This window comes from Streptomyces sp. B5E4 (assembly GCF_039871555.1).
Lineage (GTDB): Bacteria > Actinomycetota > Actinomycetes > Streptomycetales > Streptomycetaceae > Streptomyces.
Window position 1 is genome coordinate 465445 of the sequence record NZ_JBDPMI010000001.1, and the last position, 13974, is coordinate 479418.

The 13974-nt window shown below is 75.5% G+C and carries 9 protein-coding genes and 1 pseudogene; 3 read left to right on the forward strand and 7 right to left on the reverse strand.

The window, feature by feature from the left end:
* Positions 1 to 2: 2 nt before the first annotated feature.
* Positions 3 to 1820: a DNA polymerase/3'-5' exonuclease PolX gene (polX, locus tag ABGA99_RS01905; protein ID WP_347576001.1), complete on the reverse strand. Its 1818-nt coding sequence runs from the start codon at positions 1818 to 1820 to the stop codon at positions 3 to 5.
* A 215-nt stretch (positions 1821 to 2035) separates the two neighbouring features.
* Here polX and rsgA point away from each other — a divergent pair, with 215 nt between their 5' ends.
* Positions 2036 to 3154, forward strand: a complete 1119-nt coding sequence (gene rsgA, locus ABGA99_RS01910; protein WP_347582016.1) for a ribosome small subunit-dependent GTPase A — start codon at positions 2036 to 2038, stop codon at positions 3152 to 3154.
* A gap of 70 nt (positions 3155 to 3224) precedes the next feature.
* On the opposite strand, the pseudogene ABGA99_RS01915 reads toward rsgA, so the two are convergent.
* Positions 3225 to 3407: pseudogene (locus ABGA99_RS01915) on the reverse strand (TetR family transcriptional regulator); the annotation flags it as partial.
* 7 nt (positions 3408 to 3414) lie between these two features.
* Positions 3415 to 4410 carry a helix-turn-helix domain-containing protein gene (locus tag ABGA99_RS01920; protein WP_347576128.1) on the reverse strand — a complete coding sequence of 332 codons (996 nt, stop codon included), beginning with the start codon at positions 4408 to 4410 and terminating at the stop codon, positions 3415 to 3417.
* Between the two features lie 100 nt (positions 4411 to 4510).
* Between ABGA99_RS01920 and ABGA99_RS01925 the strand changes: the two genes are divergently transcribed.
* Complete coding sequence (locus ABGA99_RS01925) at positions 4511 to 6814, forward strand: protein phosphatase 2C domain-containing protein (RefSeq protein ID WP_347582017.1); 2304 nt, start codon at positions 4511 to 4513, stop codon at positions 6812 to 6814.
* A gap of 33 nt (positions 6815 to 6847) precedes the next feature.
* Here the strand turns inward: ABGA99_RS01925 and ABGA99_RS01930 are convergent, their stop codons facing one another.
* The 3 genes from ABGA99_RS01930 to ABGA99_RS01940 form a co-directional block, all read right to left on the reverse strand.
* Positions 6848 to 9982 carry a glycoside hydrolase family 38 C-terminal domain-containing protein gene (locus ABGA99_RS01930; RefSeq protein ID WP_347582018.1) on the reverse strand — a complete coding sequence of 1045 codons (3135 nt, stop codon included), beginning with the start codon at positions 9980 to 9982 and terminating at the stop codon, positions 6848 to 6850.
* 94 nt (positions 9983 to 10076) lie between these two features.
* Positions 10077 to 11105 (reverse strand): DUF2637 domain-containing protein, encoded by a 1029-nt coding sequence (locus ABGA99_RS01935; protein ID WP_347582019.1) that lies wholly within the window; start codon positions 11103 to 11105, stop codon positions 10077 to 10079.
* 112 nt (positions 11106 to 11217) lie between these two features.
* Entirely contained in the window at positions 11218 to 12117 is a 900-nt protein-coding gene (locus ABGA99_RS01940; RefSeq protein WP_347582020.1) for a (2Fe-2S)-binding protein, read from the reverse strand.
* A 183-nt stretch (positions 12118 to 12300) separates the two neighbouring features.
* On the opposite strand from ABGA99_RS01940, the gene ABGA99_RS01945 reads away from it, so the two are divergent.
* Positions 12301 to 12888 carry a GntR family transcriptional regulator gene (locus tag ABGA99_RS01945; RefSeq protein WP_347575995.1) on the forward strand — a complete coding sequence of 196 codons (588 nt, stop codon included), beginning with the start codon at positions 12301 to 12303 and terminating at the stop codon, positions 12886 to 12888.
* Positions 12889 to 12934: 46 nt separating this feature from the next.
* On the opposite strand, the gene ABGA99_RS01950 is transcribed toward ABGA99_RS01945, so the two are convergent.
* The gene (locus tag ABGA99_RS01950; RefSeq protein ID WP_347582021.1) at positions 12935 to 13906 is read right to left on the reverse strand and encodes an acetylxylan esterase; all 972 of its coding nucleotides are present in this window, start codon (positions 13904 to 13906) and stop codon (positions 12935 to 12937) included.
* Positions 13907 to 13974 lie beyond the last annotated feature (68 nt).

The window sequence follows — 13974 nt, forward strand, 5'->3', positions numbered from 1 at the left end:
CCTCACTTCCCCTTCGCACGCAGGAAGCGGCGCAGCCGCGCCAGCGGCCAGGTGTTGATCACGTCCTTTGGCGTCAGCCAGCCCCGCTGGGCGATGCCGACCCCGTAGCGCATGTTCGCCAGGTCCGGCACCGAGTGCGCGTCGCTGTCCACCGCGAACTTCACGCCGTGGCCGCGGGCCCGCAGGATCAGCTCGTCCGGCAGGTCGAGCCGGTTGGGGTGCGCGTTGACCTCCAGCGCCGTGCCCGTACGGGCGCAGGCCGCGAAGATCGCGTCCCAGTCCGCCTCGACCGCCGGCCGCTTGCCCGCCTTGCGGGTGGTGGGGTGGCCGATGACGTGGACGTGCGGGTTCTCGACCGCGGCGAGGAAGCGCCGGGTCATCTCGTCCTTCGGCTGGGTGAAGTGCGAGTGCACCGAGGCCACGCACAGGTCGAACGTCTCCAGGAACTCGCCCGGCCAGTCGACCGAGCCGTCCGGCGCGATGTTCAGCTCCGTGCCGTGCAGCAGCCGCAGCCCGCCCGTGCGCCTCCGGTAGCGCGCGTCCAGCTCCGCCACGGTCTCGCGCTGGGCGAGCATCTTCTCCCTGGTCATGCGCTGCATGCGCAGCTCGGGGGCGTGGTCGGTGATCGCGTAGTAGGCGTAGCCGCGCTCCCGGGCGGCCTCGACCATCGCCTCCAGCGTGTCGATGCCGTCGGTGAGGTCGGTGTGGGTGTGCAGGTCGCCGCGCAGGTCGTTCTCCGTCACCACCTCCGGCAGCTCGCCGCGGGCGGCGGCCTCGATCTCGCCGCGGTCCTCGCGCAGCGGCGGCGGGATCCAGGGCAGGCCGAGGCGGGCGTAGACGTCCTCCTCGGTCGTGACCCGGACGCGGCGGTCACTGCGGGCGTGGAACAGTCCGTACTCCGACAGCTTCAGCTTCTTGCGCACGGCCATCTCGCGGATGCGGATGTTGTGCTGCTTGGAGCCGGTGAAGTACAGGAGTGCCGCGCCCCACGCGCCCGGCGGCACGACCCGCAGGTCGACCTGGACGCCGCCGGTGGTGCGGATGCTCGTCTTCGTCTCGCCGGTGCCGATGACCTCGCCGACCAGCGGCAGTCCGGTGAACGCCGCCATCAGCGGCGCGGAGTCGGTCGCGGCGGCGAGCACGTCGAGGTCGCCCACGGTCCCGCGGCGGCGGCGCAGCGAGCCCGCGTACGCACAGCGCTCGCAGCCGGTCACCTCGGCCAGCCGCGCGACGATGTCGTCGGCGAGCGCGAGCGCCGTGTCGACGGGGATCCGACCGGTGGCCGAGCGCAGCAGGTCGATGCCGTGGAGCAGCTTCTCCTCGCTCTTGGGCCCGAAGCCCTTCAGACCGCGGAGCCGGTGCTCGCCGATGGCGGCGGCCAGTTCGTCGACGGAGGACACGCCCAGCTCCTCGTACAGGGCCAGCGCGCGCTTCGGGCCGAGCGCGGGAATCGCGATCAGCTCGCGGACCCCGGCCGGGATCCGGCCGCGGGCCTCGTCGATCGCCGCCACGTGGCCCGTACGCAGGTACTCGCCGACCTTGCCGGCGATGGAGGCGCCCACTCCGGGGATCGCCTTCAGCTCCTTGGCGTCCAGCCCGGCCACGTCGGCGGAGTGGCCGGCGACCGCGCGGGCGGCACGCTCGTAGGCGCGCGCCTTGAAGGCGTCGCCGCCGGTGATGGACAGCAGGTCGGCGTACTCCTGCAGGAGCGCGGCGACCTCCTCGTTGGACGCCACGTCGGTCACCTCGGTCCACGTCGCGGAGGGTACGGGGGTACGGAGGCGGAACCGGTGCCCGGCGACGCCCGTGCGGACAAGCATGCCGCCGATCGCCGCGCCCCGCCGGACGAGCGCGGCGGGCGCCCCGCGGTGGCGGCGGGGAAAATCCCTGGCGTGACACGCGCGCGGCTGCATACGCTTTCAGCGCACCACGTGACCGGTATCGACCAGGGAGGTGAGGGCCATGACCGAAGCCGTCAGGGACGTAGTCCCCGCACGACAGCCGCACGCCCGCTCCTTTCTGAAGGGTCGCTCAGTTGACACACCTCCCCGCACCTCGCCGCCTGGCCGCCTACGGCTGGGATGAGGCCGCCGCCGACGCCTTCGCGCCGTACGAGTCCGAAGGACTGATCCCCGCCCGTATCGCACGGGTGGACCGCGGCTCCTGCATCGCCCTCACCGACGCCGGACCCGTCCGCGCCACCACCGCCCGCCTCGCCGCAGCCGACCGCGCCGCCGGCCGTACAGCCGACCTCACCCGGCTGCCCTGCACCGGCGACTGGGCGGCGCTCGAACCGGGCGAGCGGTTCGCCGTACGGGCCCTGCTGCCGCGCCGCACGGCCTTTCTGCGCTCGGCGTCGTCCAAACGCTCCGAGGGCCAGGTCATCGCCGCCAACGTCGACCACGCCGTCATCGCCGTCTCGCTGGCGGCGACGCGCGCCGCCGACATCGAACCGGCGCGCCTGGAACGGCTGCTGTCCCTGGCCTGGTCCAGCGGCGCGCAGCCGCTCGTCGCGCTCACCAAGGCCGACCTGGTCGGGGACCCGGTGGTCCTCGGCCACCTCGTCGCCGACGTCGAGGAACTCGCGCCGGGCACCGCGGTCCTCGCTGTCAGCGCCGCCACCGGCGCGGGCGTCCCGCAGTTGGCCGCCGCGCTGTCCACCGGCACCTCCGTGCTGCTCGGCGCCTCCGGCGCCGGGAAGTCCACGCTCGCCAACGCCCTGCTGGGCGAAGACGCCCAGCGGGTCCACGAGGTACGCGACGCCGACGGCAAGGGCCGGCACACCACCGTCTCCCGCGACCTGCTGCCGCTTCCCGGCGGCGGCGTCCTCATCGACACCCCGGGCCTGCGCGGCGTCGGCATGTGGGAGGCCGACGACGGGCTCGGCCAGGTCTTCGCGGAGATCGACGAACTGGCCGCCCGCTGCCGCTTCCACGACTGCACGCACACCGCGGAACCGGGCTGCGCGGTCGTCGCGGCGCTGGAGCACGGCGAGCTGCACCCGCGCCGCCTGGACAGCTACCGCAAGCTGCAACGGGAGAACGCCCGCATCGCGGCCCGCACGGACCTGCGGGTGCAGGCGGACCGGCGGCGGGACTGGAAGCGCAGGGACGCGGCGGAGCGCGAGGCGCGGGCGCGCAAGGGAAGAGGCTGAGGCGGGGCGCAGGCGCACCCGGGAGCCGGGGCGTCGCCCCGGCCCAGGGGCGGGCCCGCGCCGCCGTACGTCAGCGGGGCGGTTCTCCGGGGCCGCTCACCCCGGCGACGCCCAGCGCCGGGGCCAGTGCGGCGGAGTCCTCGGCGCCGTCGCCGCCGCTCCACCGCCGCAGCATGGTGTCGAAGGCGGCGAGGGCCGTCCCGGCGGCCAGTCGGGGGTACAGGTCGGTGCCGGGGTCGAGCCCCAGGCGCCGCGGCGGCTCAGGGTGACTGCTGGGCGCACCAGCCGCGTTCGCGGGCGTACCAGCCCAACTGCAGCCGCGTGTGCACCCCGGCCATCTCCATCAGCCGCTTCACGCGCCGCTGTACGGTGCGCAGCCCCAGGTCCAGTTGCTTGGCCGCGCTCGCGTCCGTGAGCCCCGCCAGCAGCAGGCCGAGGATCTGCAGGTCCACCTCGTCCGGCCCGTCCGGCGCCTGCTCGGTCACCGCCGCGCCGCCCGTGGTCAGCCGAAGCGGCAGCGCCTGCCGCCACAGGCTCTCGAAGAGGCCCGTCAGCGACTCCAGCAGCCCGCTCGCGTGCACCACCAGCGCGGCGGGCTCGCCCGCTTCGGCGAACATCGGCACCATCGCCGTCGCGCCGTCGGCGATCACCAGCTTCGTCGGCACCACGTCCGCGACCCGCAGCTCCTCGTTCCTGCGCAGCGCCTGCGCCGCCTCCGCCACCGTGCCGGGGGCCAGCAGCCGGGAGCGCTCCAGCACCACCCGGAACCGCACGCCGCGGCCCGCGGCCTTCTCCTCCGCGGTGTTGTCCTGGCTGCGTACGGCCAGCGGCTCCCGCGTGACCAGCGCGCACACCTCCTGCTCGGCGCCGAGCTGCAGTTGCAGGAACCGGTGCGCCACCGCGCCCGCGCCGGTCACCACCTCGACCAGGTCGTGTACGTCCGCCGGCTCGCCCGCCTCCGCGCGGTACTCCTCGGCGAGCAGGGCGGCGGCCAGCTCGGCGCGCTCCAGCTCGTGCCGCTGCTGGATCAGCAGCGCCCCCAGCGCGACCGACGGCGGCGCCGCCACCCAGCGCCCCGGCCGCGCCGACGACTGCGCCGCCAGCCCGTGCTGCTCCAGCCGCCGCAGCGTCCGCACCGCCTCCGGCTCGGGCAGCGTCAACCGCCGCGCCAGCTCGGGGACGTCGGCGGCGCCGAGTGCGACCAGCGCGCGGTAGGCCGACTCCTGCACGTCGTCGAGTCCGATGGCACCGAGCACCTGCACATCCTGACCGTACCGGTGGGTCGGGTGGAAGGCCCATGCCGTGATCTTGCGGGTCCGGCCATTGTCACGAGCGGCGGCGGGGAACAATAGGAGCATGGATCGCCAGGGGGAGACGGCGGGGGAACGCCGCACCGAGGACGAGTGGTGGCACGACCTGTACGAGGAGGGGGTACCGGACACGGGCCCGCAGCGCGCCGGGGACACCCTCGACGACCGCTTCGCGTCGGTGGCGCGCGCGGTGGACGAGGAGACGGACACCGCTCCGCGTGACCCGGCCCCGCCGGAGGCGGCGGGGCCGTCGCGGGCATCGGCGCAGGAGCCGTACGACCAGATGCAGGACCCCGACTACCCGCCGCCGCCCGCCTCTTCGGCCCCGCCGCCGTCGGTGGCGGGGGTCCCCGGTTTCACGGAGCGCGAGGAGTCGGCGGGCCGCGGCTGGGCTGACGACGTGTTCGCGGGTCTACGGGAGGACGGCAGGCCCGCCCCGCGATCGCCGGAGCGGGACCCGGAACCGGAACCGGCGGAGCCCTCGGGGCCGGCGGCGGGAGAGACCGACCCGTGGTGGGACTCGGTGGACCACGACCCGGAGCCCGGGGACCCTGCGGTCAGCGGTACTTCGCCGGCGGCCCCGGGAAAAACGGCCGAACGCGCCCCGGCGGAAGAGGCATTGCCGGACCGGGAGGAATCCGAGACGGAGCTGCGCGACGGGCCCGCCCCGGCGGACGCGCCGCCGCCCGGTACGGGGGAGACCGCCGAACCTGCCCCGGCCGACGCGGTGTTGCCGGGCACGGCGGACGCGCTGGAGCCCGCCCCCGCGGAAGCAGTGCCGTCCGGGCCCCGGGAACCTGCGGAGCCAGCCCCACCCGCGCCGGCGCCCCGCGCGTCGGCCGCGCCGGAGGCGGCGGAGCGCGGCTTCGGTGAGGCCGCGCCTCCCGCTCCGGGTCAACGCGCCCCCGAGGCACCGGAGCCACCCGCACCCGCCCCGCCCCCTGCCCGGCAGGAGCCCGCCACCGCGGCGGCGGAGCCCGGTGACGGGCACGCCGTGCCACTCGGGCACGGCCGACAAGGACCGGCGCAGCCGGCCCCGGGGCGGTCCGTGCCCTCGGCGGTTTCCGCGCGCGTGCCGCCACCGCGGCCGGCGCGGCCCGCCGCCGAACGTCCGGCACCGCCCACCCCTGCGGCGGCGGCCGAGTCCGGCCCGGGGCACGCGGCGCCCTCCGCAGCCGCGCAACCGGCGCCGCCCGAACCACTGCCTTCCGTATCGGCGCCACCTGCACCCGTGCCCCCTGCCCGGCCCGGGCGAACGGGCTCCGCGCCACCCGTGTCCCCCGACGCCGACGAACCCCCGCCCGCCACCATGCGGCTGCGGCAGGTGTCCGCGACCGACACCCTCACCGACGCCGACTGGGCCCGCGGCGGCCAGGACTTCGTCGGCGGCGGGCCGCCCGCCTACGAGGCCGAGCCGACCGCGTTGCCCGAGGTGGCGCCCGGGGCGCTGGGCGACCTGGTGCCCGACACCGTGCTCGACGGGGCCCGGTACGGGTCCTTCACGCTGCGTGCCGTCGCCACCCGCGGTGACAGCCCCCGCTACCGCGGGGAGCAGCGGCGTGACGCAATCCTCACCGCCCGGTTCGGCGGCGGGGACGACGCGCTCGTGTTCGTCGCCGTCGCCACCGGGGCGCGCGGCGTACCCCGTACGGACCGGGCCGCCGACTCGCTCGTCCGCTGGATGGGCGAGGCCGTCGGCAGGAGCCGGGCGCGGCTGTCCGAGGACATCAGGACCGGGCGCCGAGCCGCGCTGAAGGGCGGGCTGCACCGGCTGACCGGGCGGACGTACGGGCTGATGCGCGCGCAGGCCGAGGAGATCGGGGCGGATCCGGCCGGGTACACCGCCGGGCTGCGCTGCCTGCTGCTGTCCACCGATCCCGGCTGCCGCACCCGGGTGTTCTTCGGCACCGGCCCCGGCGGTCTCTTCCGGCTGCGCGGCGACGAGTGGCAGGACCTGGAGCCCGCCCCGCCGGAGGAGGAGGCCGCAGCACCGGCCCAGCCCCCCGCCGATCCCCGGCTCACCGTCGACCTCGGCGTCCAGCCGCAGCGCCCGGCCCCCGCCGGCCCTCCGCCGCCCGGTTTCGGCGCGCTCGTGGACACCCCCGACCCGGGCGAGCCCGCCCCGTTCGCCTTCCGCGCCTCCGAGGGCAAGCCCGGCGACGTACTGCTGCTGTGCAGCCCCGGGTTCGCCGAGCCGCTGCGCGGCGCCCCCGGGCTGGCGGCGGAGTTGGGGGAGCGGTGGCGCGGCGAGGAGGCGCCGCCCGGGCTCGCCGCGTTCCTCGCGGACGTCCAACTGCGCGCCAAGGGCTTCGCGGACGACCGTACCGCCGCGGCCCTCTGGGAGAGCTGAGCAGGGGGCCCGGCGCGGCCGGGCCCCCTTTCCTCACCGTACGGGCCGCATCCGCAGCGTCAGGATCTGGAAGGGGCGCAGCCGCAACGCCACCCCGCCGCCCTCCTCCCGCACCGCGTCCGACGAGTCGAGCGGGCGCTCCAGCAGATCCGTCACCTGGACGTCCCCCACCGCGAACGACGTCGTCAGCGTCCCCGACGCCCGCCCGCCGCGCGACTCGTACACCCGGACCACCACGTCCCCGCTCCGGTCCTCCGCCGGCTTCACCGACTCCACCGTGATCGCCGGGTCGCTCACCGACACCAGCGGCGCCCGCGCCGCCGTACGCGCCGTGCGCAGCGGCAGGTTCAGCGCCAGGCCCTGCTCCACCGCCGCCCCGACGTCCGCGCCGGGCAGCAGCGCGTAGCGGTAGCGGTGGACGCCGAGGTCGGTCTCCGGGTCAGGGAACTTCGGCGCCCGCAGGATCGTCAGCCGCACCGTCGTACCGAGGCCCGCCTCGTGCGCCTCGCGCGTCACGTCGTGGCCGTACGTGGCGTCGTTGAGCACCGCCACGCCGTAGCCCGGCTCGCCCACGTGCAGCCAGCGGTGCGCGCAGATCTCGAACTTCGCCGCGTCCCAGCTCGTGTTGGCGTGCGTCGGCCGGTGCACGTGCCCGAACTGGATCTCGGACGCGGACCGTTCCGCGTGCACGTCCAGCGGGAACGCGGCCTTGAGGACCTTCTCCTCCTCCCGCCAGTCGACCTCGGTGGTGAAGTCCACCCGCCCGCTGTCCGCCGCCAGGCTGATGTCCTGCACGATCCGCGACCGTCCGGTGGTCCGCACCACCCGCACCGCCGCACGCAGCGGCCCGGACTCGGTGACCTCCACCGACTCGGCGTCCACCAGGTCGGTGCGGGTGCGCCGGTAGAACTTGTCGATGTCCCAGGCGTCCCACTGGTTGGGGTGGTCCGGGTGGAGCTGGAGCAGGTTGGCGCGGGCGCCCGGCGCCAGCACCTCGCGGTCGGCGGTCAGGTCGCGTACGGACGTCAGCAGCCCGTCGCCGTCGACGACGACCCGCAGCAGCCCGTTGTCGAGCACGACGTGCCCACCGTCCGGCACCGCCGACACCTCGGCCGCGGTCGCCGCGCCCGCCGTACCCGCGCCCAGCCCCGGCGCGTCGACCCGCGCCAGCGACCGGCCGTCGCCCAGCGGCTGCGTCACCGCCTCCGGCGGCAGCGCCGCCGACTCCCCGGCGGCCAGCTCCACGACCTCCCTCCGGTCGTACGGCGACGCGTTCAGCACCGAGAACCCGTCCCCGCCGGCAGCGTCCAGCGCCGCCACCGCCGCGGCCGTGATACCCGTCAGCTCCTCCCGCACCGCCGCGTACGTCTGCGCCGCCTCCCGGTGCACCCACGCGATCGACGAGCCCGGCAGGATGTCGTGGAACTGGTGCAGCAGCACCGTCTTCCAGATCCGGTCCAGCTCCTCGTACGGGTACGCGTACGCCGGATCCGCCAGCGCCGCCGCCGTCGCCCACAGCTCCGCCTCGCGCAGCAGGTGCTCGCTGCGCCGGTTGCCGCTCTTGGTGTCGGCCTGGCTGGTGTACGTGCCGCGGTGGAACTCCAGGTACAGCTCGCCGGACCACACCGGCGCCGCCGCCCCGTACTCCTCCTCGGCCGCCGCGAAGAACGCCGCGGGGTTGGCCACCTCCACCCGCGGCGAGCCCTCCAGCGAGCGCAGCCGGCGCGCCTTCTCCAGCATCTCGCGGGTCGGCCCGCCGCCCCCGTCCCCGTACCCGAAGGGCACCAGCGACATGCTCGCCCGCCCCTTGTCGGCGAAGTTGCGCTCGGCGAGCGACAGTTCGGAGGCGTGCATGGTGGCGTTGTACGTGTCCACGGGCGGGAAGTGGGTGAAGACCCGGGTGCCGTCGATGCCCTCCCACCAGAAGGTGTGGTGCGGCATCTTGTTGGTCTGGTTCCACGACAGCTTCTGGGTGAGGAACCACCGGATCCCCGCCAGCCGCGCGAGCTGCGGGAACGCCGCCGTGTAGCCGAAGGAGTCCGGCAGCCACACCTCCTGGGTGTCCACGCCGAACTCCTCGGCGAAGAACCGCTTGCCGTGGATGAGCTGGCGCGCCAGCGCCTCGCCGCCCGGCATGTTGGCGTCCGACTCGACCCACATCGAGCCGACCGGCACGAACTGGCCGGTCTGCACGGCGGCGCGGATGCGCTCGTAGATCTGCGGCTGGTTCTGCTTGACCCAGGCGTACTGCTGCGCCTGCGAGCAGGCGAAGACCAGCTCCGGGTAGTCCCCGGACAGCGCCAGCTCGGTGACGTTCGCGAACGTCCGCGACGCCTTGCGCACCGTCTCGCGCAGCGGCCACAGCCAGGCGGAGTCGATGTGCGCGTGGCCCGTGGCGTACGCGCGGTGGGCGCTGGCCGCCGCGGGCTGCGCCAGCGCCGGGGCCAGCGTCTCGCGCGCGGCGGCGGCCGTGCCGGGCACGTCGTGCAGGTCGAGCACGTCGAGCATGCGGTCCAGGGTGTGCAGGATGTCGTGCCGGCGGCCGCGGTCCACCGGCAGCTCGTGCATCAGCTCCGACAGCACCTCGATGTCGAGGATCAGGTGCCACACGTCCTCGTTGAGCACGGCGAGGTCGGCGGAGCGGAAGGTGTACAGGGGGGCGTCGCCCGCGGTGCGCAGCTCGCCGAGCAGGGTGGGGGTGAAGTCCTGAAGCACCGCGGGGTTCGCGGCGGCCTCCAGCAGCAGCCGTACGGGCTCGCCGCCGGCGGCGGGGGAGGCGATGGGCACATGGCGGTTGCGCGGGTGGACGCCCTTGACGGGCGCCCCGGCCGCGTCGTACACCAGCCCCTCGGCCTGGAACCCGGGCATCTCGGCGCCGAACCCGGGGTCGATCACCGCCTCGACGCGCCGCCCCGCCCAGCCCGTCGGCACGGTGCCGGTCAGCCGGAACCAACTGGTCGACCACGGCGGCCCCCAGGGGGTGCCGACGGTGAACGGCTCGTACTCCTCCGGGGGGATCTTCAGTGCCTCGTCCGCCGGCACCGGCTCGCCCGGCCGGTGCCACACCGACAGCTCCAGGGGGACGCGTTCGGTGTACTGGGCGGGTCGGATGAACTGGCGCAGCGCGCGGTCCAGCCGGCCCTCTGCCAGCAGTCGGTCGTCGTGCATCGCGGCTCCTCACAGTCGTCGCTGTGATCTGCCTAACCTGCGCGCGGCCGACCGGGCAAGAGGACCCACCACCTCGATCGTCACGGGAGCGCCCTCAGCGGAGCTGGTTCTCCATGGCCGTGAGCTTCTGCTCCAGGGTGTCCAGCGGTGCCGCCAGCGCGTCGTCCTGGCCGGCGGGCCCGGCGAAGGACTTCCCCGGAGCCTGCCCGGCGCCCACCGCCGGCCTGCTCTGTGATGCCGGCCGCGACCGCAGCGGGAACCGCCTTCCCTCCGGGACCGGCTCCGGTGTCAGCGCCACCTGCGGCTCGGCCCGCGCCGCGGTCAGCTCGCCCGGGGCCAGCGTGCGGTGGTGCTTGCCGAGGGCCTTGAGCCGGGCCCGCTCCAGCCTGGCCTGCTCGCGCTCCTCGGCCCGCCGGCGCGCCTCGTCCCTGCTGTCCTGGCGCACCTCGTCGACGGCCTCGTCCAGTGTGCGTACGCCTTCGAGCAGCATCAGCGACCACGCGCGGAACGTCTCCCGCGGCGCCCGCAGCCACCGGACGAACCGGATCTGCGGCAGCGGCCGGGGTACGAGCCCCTGCTCGCGCAGCGCCGCCCTGCGGGTCTGCTTCAGCGCCCGGTCGAAGAGCACCGCCGCCGACAGCGACATGCCGGCGAAGAACTGCGGCGCGCCCGCGTGGCCCGTACCGCGCGGCGCGTGCACCCAGTTGAACCAGGCCGCCGCGCCCGCGAACGTCCACACCAGCAGCCGGGAGCCGAGCGCCGCGTCGCCGTTGCTGGCCTCGCGTACGGCGATGACCGAACAGAACATCGCGGCGCCGTCGAGCCCGAAGGGGACCAGGTACTCCCAGCCGCCGGACAGGCCCAGGTTCTGCCGGCCGAAGCCGACCAGGCCGTGGAAGGAGAGCGCGGCGGCGACCGCGGCGCAGCAGAAGAGCAGGACGTACGCGAGCGTGCCGTACATCGCCTCCTTGCGCCGCCGGCGCTGCTCGCCGGCCTCCCAGGAGTCCGCGGGCTCGTCGGCCTTCTGCCGGCCGCGGACCACGACGGCAATGGCCGCGAGCACGCCGAGCAGCAGCACGGCGGCCGGGAGGGCCCAGCTCAGCGGTATCCCGTTGAATCCCATCGGATGTCCCTTGCCTCGCCTGATGACGGGTGACTCGGGGACCGATACTCGCGGAATTCCCGCGCGATTCCGGAGGAAAGGAAATCAGCCACTCAAAGGGGTGGCTTCCGTGCTAAGAGCTTGCGACGAGGCGGGCGACGCGCTCCGTGTCGCAGGTGCGCGGGCAGGTGACGCAGGTGTCCTCGGGCCGCAGCGTGTAGTACATGCAGCAGCTCGCCCGGTCCCGGGTGGCCAGGGACTGCCCGGCGGGCCCGGTGAGGGTACGGAACCCCGCGCCGCCGGCGTACGGAGCCGTGGCCGCTCCGGTGCCGGGCAGGAGCTGCCCGGTCTCGGCCATCGCCCGCTCCTCCTCGCCCAGCAGGTTCCCCAGGTACCACAGGCCCTCGACGATCTCGTCCGTGGCCATCCCCCACAGCGCCCGCGGCCCGCGCCGCATCCGCGGCCCGAACGCGGCGAGCACCGGCTCCAGATGCCCGGCAACGGCCGCCCGCACGTCGGCGCGCAGCGCCTCCTCGCCGGCGACGACGCGGGCACCGGGCAGGCCGGCGGCCGGGTCGTCCGGCAGGCAGGCGAACGTGCCGCCGCGGACGGCGAGGCGCATGCGGCTGCCGTCGGCGTTGCGGTGCAGGGCCACGGCGTCCAGCGGGACGCGGGGCACGCGGCGCAGCAGGAACCAGGGGAGGGTGACCAGCAGGCAGGCGGACCAGGCGTAGCGGTGCAGGCCGAAGCTGGCGACCACGTCGGGGCGGGCGTCCTCGCCGTACGTGCGGCGGACCTGCTCGGCGTCCCAGGCGAGGAAGCCGTCGAGGTCGGGGCCGCCGGCGGCGAGGTCGGCGGCGGCCACCCAGCCGGAGCCGGCGGGCAGCGGGTCCGCGGGGCCGAGTTCGGTGACGGCCAGGAACGGCAGGACCTCGGTGAGCCGTGCGTACGCGGCGGTGACCGGAGTGCCGGCGAGCCGGGCGGGCGGGGCCCCGGCGTCGTCGAGCGGCTGGGGCACTGCGGGCGCGGACATCGTGCGGTGACCACCCTGGGCTCGGCGGGGCGTGGCGTGTTCTCGACCCGTCGGCGGGTTGAGGTAAGGCTAACCTTAACCCGCTTGATCGGGGAAGGGGCAAGCGGCACCGGGTTACCGTGGGGCGCGAGCGCCGCCCAGCGGGCGTACTTCTGTCGCGAATCGGGGGAAACAGTGGAGGACGTGCCGCACACACCGGCGGTACCGGGCCGACTCCGCCCCCCGGCCCGGGTGCGCCGGCACTCCGTACGCGGCCAGGTGCTCGACGCGCTGCGCGCCGCGGTCACCGGGGGTGAACTGCGGCCCGGCGAGGTGTACTCCGCGCCCGCGCTGGGCGAGCGGTTCGGCGTCTCGGCGACCCCGGTACGCGAGGCCATGCAGCAACTCGCCGCGGAGGGCGCGGTGGAGATACTGCCGAACCGCGGCTTCCGGGTCCTCGCGCCCAGCGAACGCGACCTGGCCGAGCTGGCCGAGGTGCGCGCGCTGCTGCTCGTACCGCTGCTGCACCGGCTGGCGGCCGGGCTGCCGCCGGAGCGCCGGGTGACGCTGAGCCGGCTGGCGGCGGACGACGCGGAGTTCCACGAGGCGCTGGTGGCGCTCTCCGGCAACCGCCAGTTGGTCCGCGTCGCGGGCGAGCTGCGGGCCAGGGCGCGGCCACCGGCGGCGCCGCAGGCCCGCCGGCAGGCGCTGGTCGACGCGCTCGCGGCGGGGGACACGGCGGCGGCCGAGGCGGTTCTGCGGGAGCTGCTGGGCGCTCCGGAGCGGCCCTGACGGGGCGTACGACCGCGGGTGACGCCGTACGCCCCGGACCCGGCCCCTACACCCGCAGCCAGGCCAGCGAGGTCACCCGGTGGTCGTTCCCGCCGCCCTCGTGGCCGTTCCACGGGTAGACCTCGATGTCCTTCGGCCCGCCCCAGTGGTTGTACGACGCGAAGACCGTCGACGGCGGGCACACCTCGTCCATCAGCGCCACCGAGTACAGCGCCGGCACCCGGGCCCGCGCCGCGAAGTTGAGCCCGTCGAAGTACGACAGCGTGCGGAACACCCGCTCGTCCGCGCCCCGCTGGGTGGCCAGGAACAGCACCAGCTCCTGGTACGGGTTCTTGTCGGTGATCGTGACCGCCCGGCGGAAGTGGTTGAGGAACGGCACGTCGATCATCGCCGCCCGCACCCCCGGGTGCAGCCCCGCGACCGCGGTGGCGATCGCGCCGCCCTGGCTGCCGCCGCTGACCGCGATCCGGTCGCCGTCCACCGCCGGATGCGCGGCGGCGGCGTCCACGGCGCGTACGGCGTCGGTGAAGACGCGGCGGTAGTAGTACTCCTCCGGGTCGAGCACGCCGCGCGTCATGAAGCCCGGGGTCTGCGCGTTGCCCGTGCCGTACGGGTCGGGGGTGGAACCGGCGTTGTCGCGGTGGGCGGCGCCCTGGCCGCGGGTGTCGACGACGAAGACGGCACGGCCGGCGGCGGGCCAGAACAGGTGGTCGTGCGGCAGGCCGCGCCCGCCGCCGTAGCCGATGTAGTGCATGACGCACGGCACCGGCCCGTCGGCGCCGCGCGGCAGGACGAGCCAGGCGGAGATCCGGTGGCCGCCCCAGCCGGCGAAGGAGACGTCGTGCACGTCGACCGCCGTCAGGCCCGTCGGATACGGGCGGAACTCCGGCGCCGGGCCGCCCGCCGCGTCCTGGGCCCCGGCGAGGGTGCGGGTCCAGAAGTCGTCGAAGTCGGCGGGCTCCTCGCGTTCGGGGCGGTAGTCGCGCAGCTCGTCGAGGGGCAGGTCGAACAGGGCCATGCGGATGCTCCAGTCGGTCGTGGCGGTGGTGGGGTGCGGACGGGGACGGGGGAGGGGGAACGGATCGG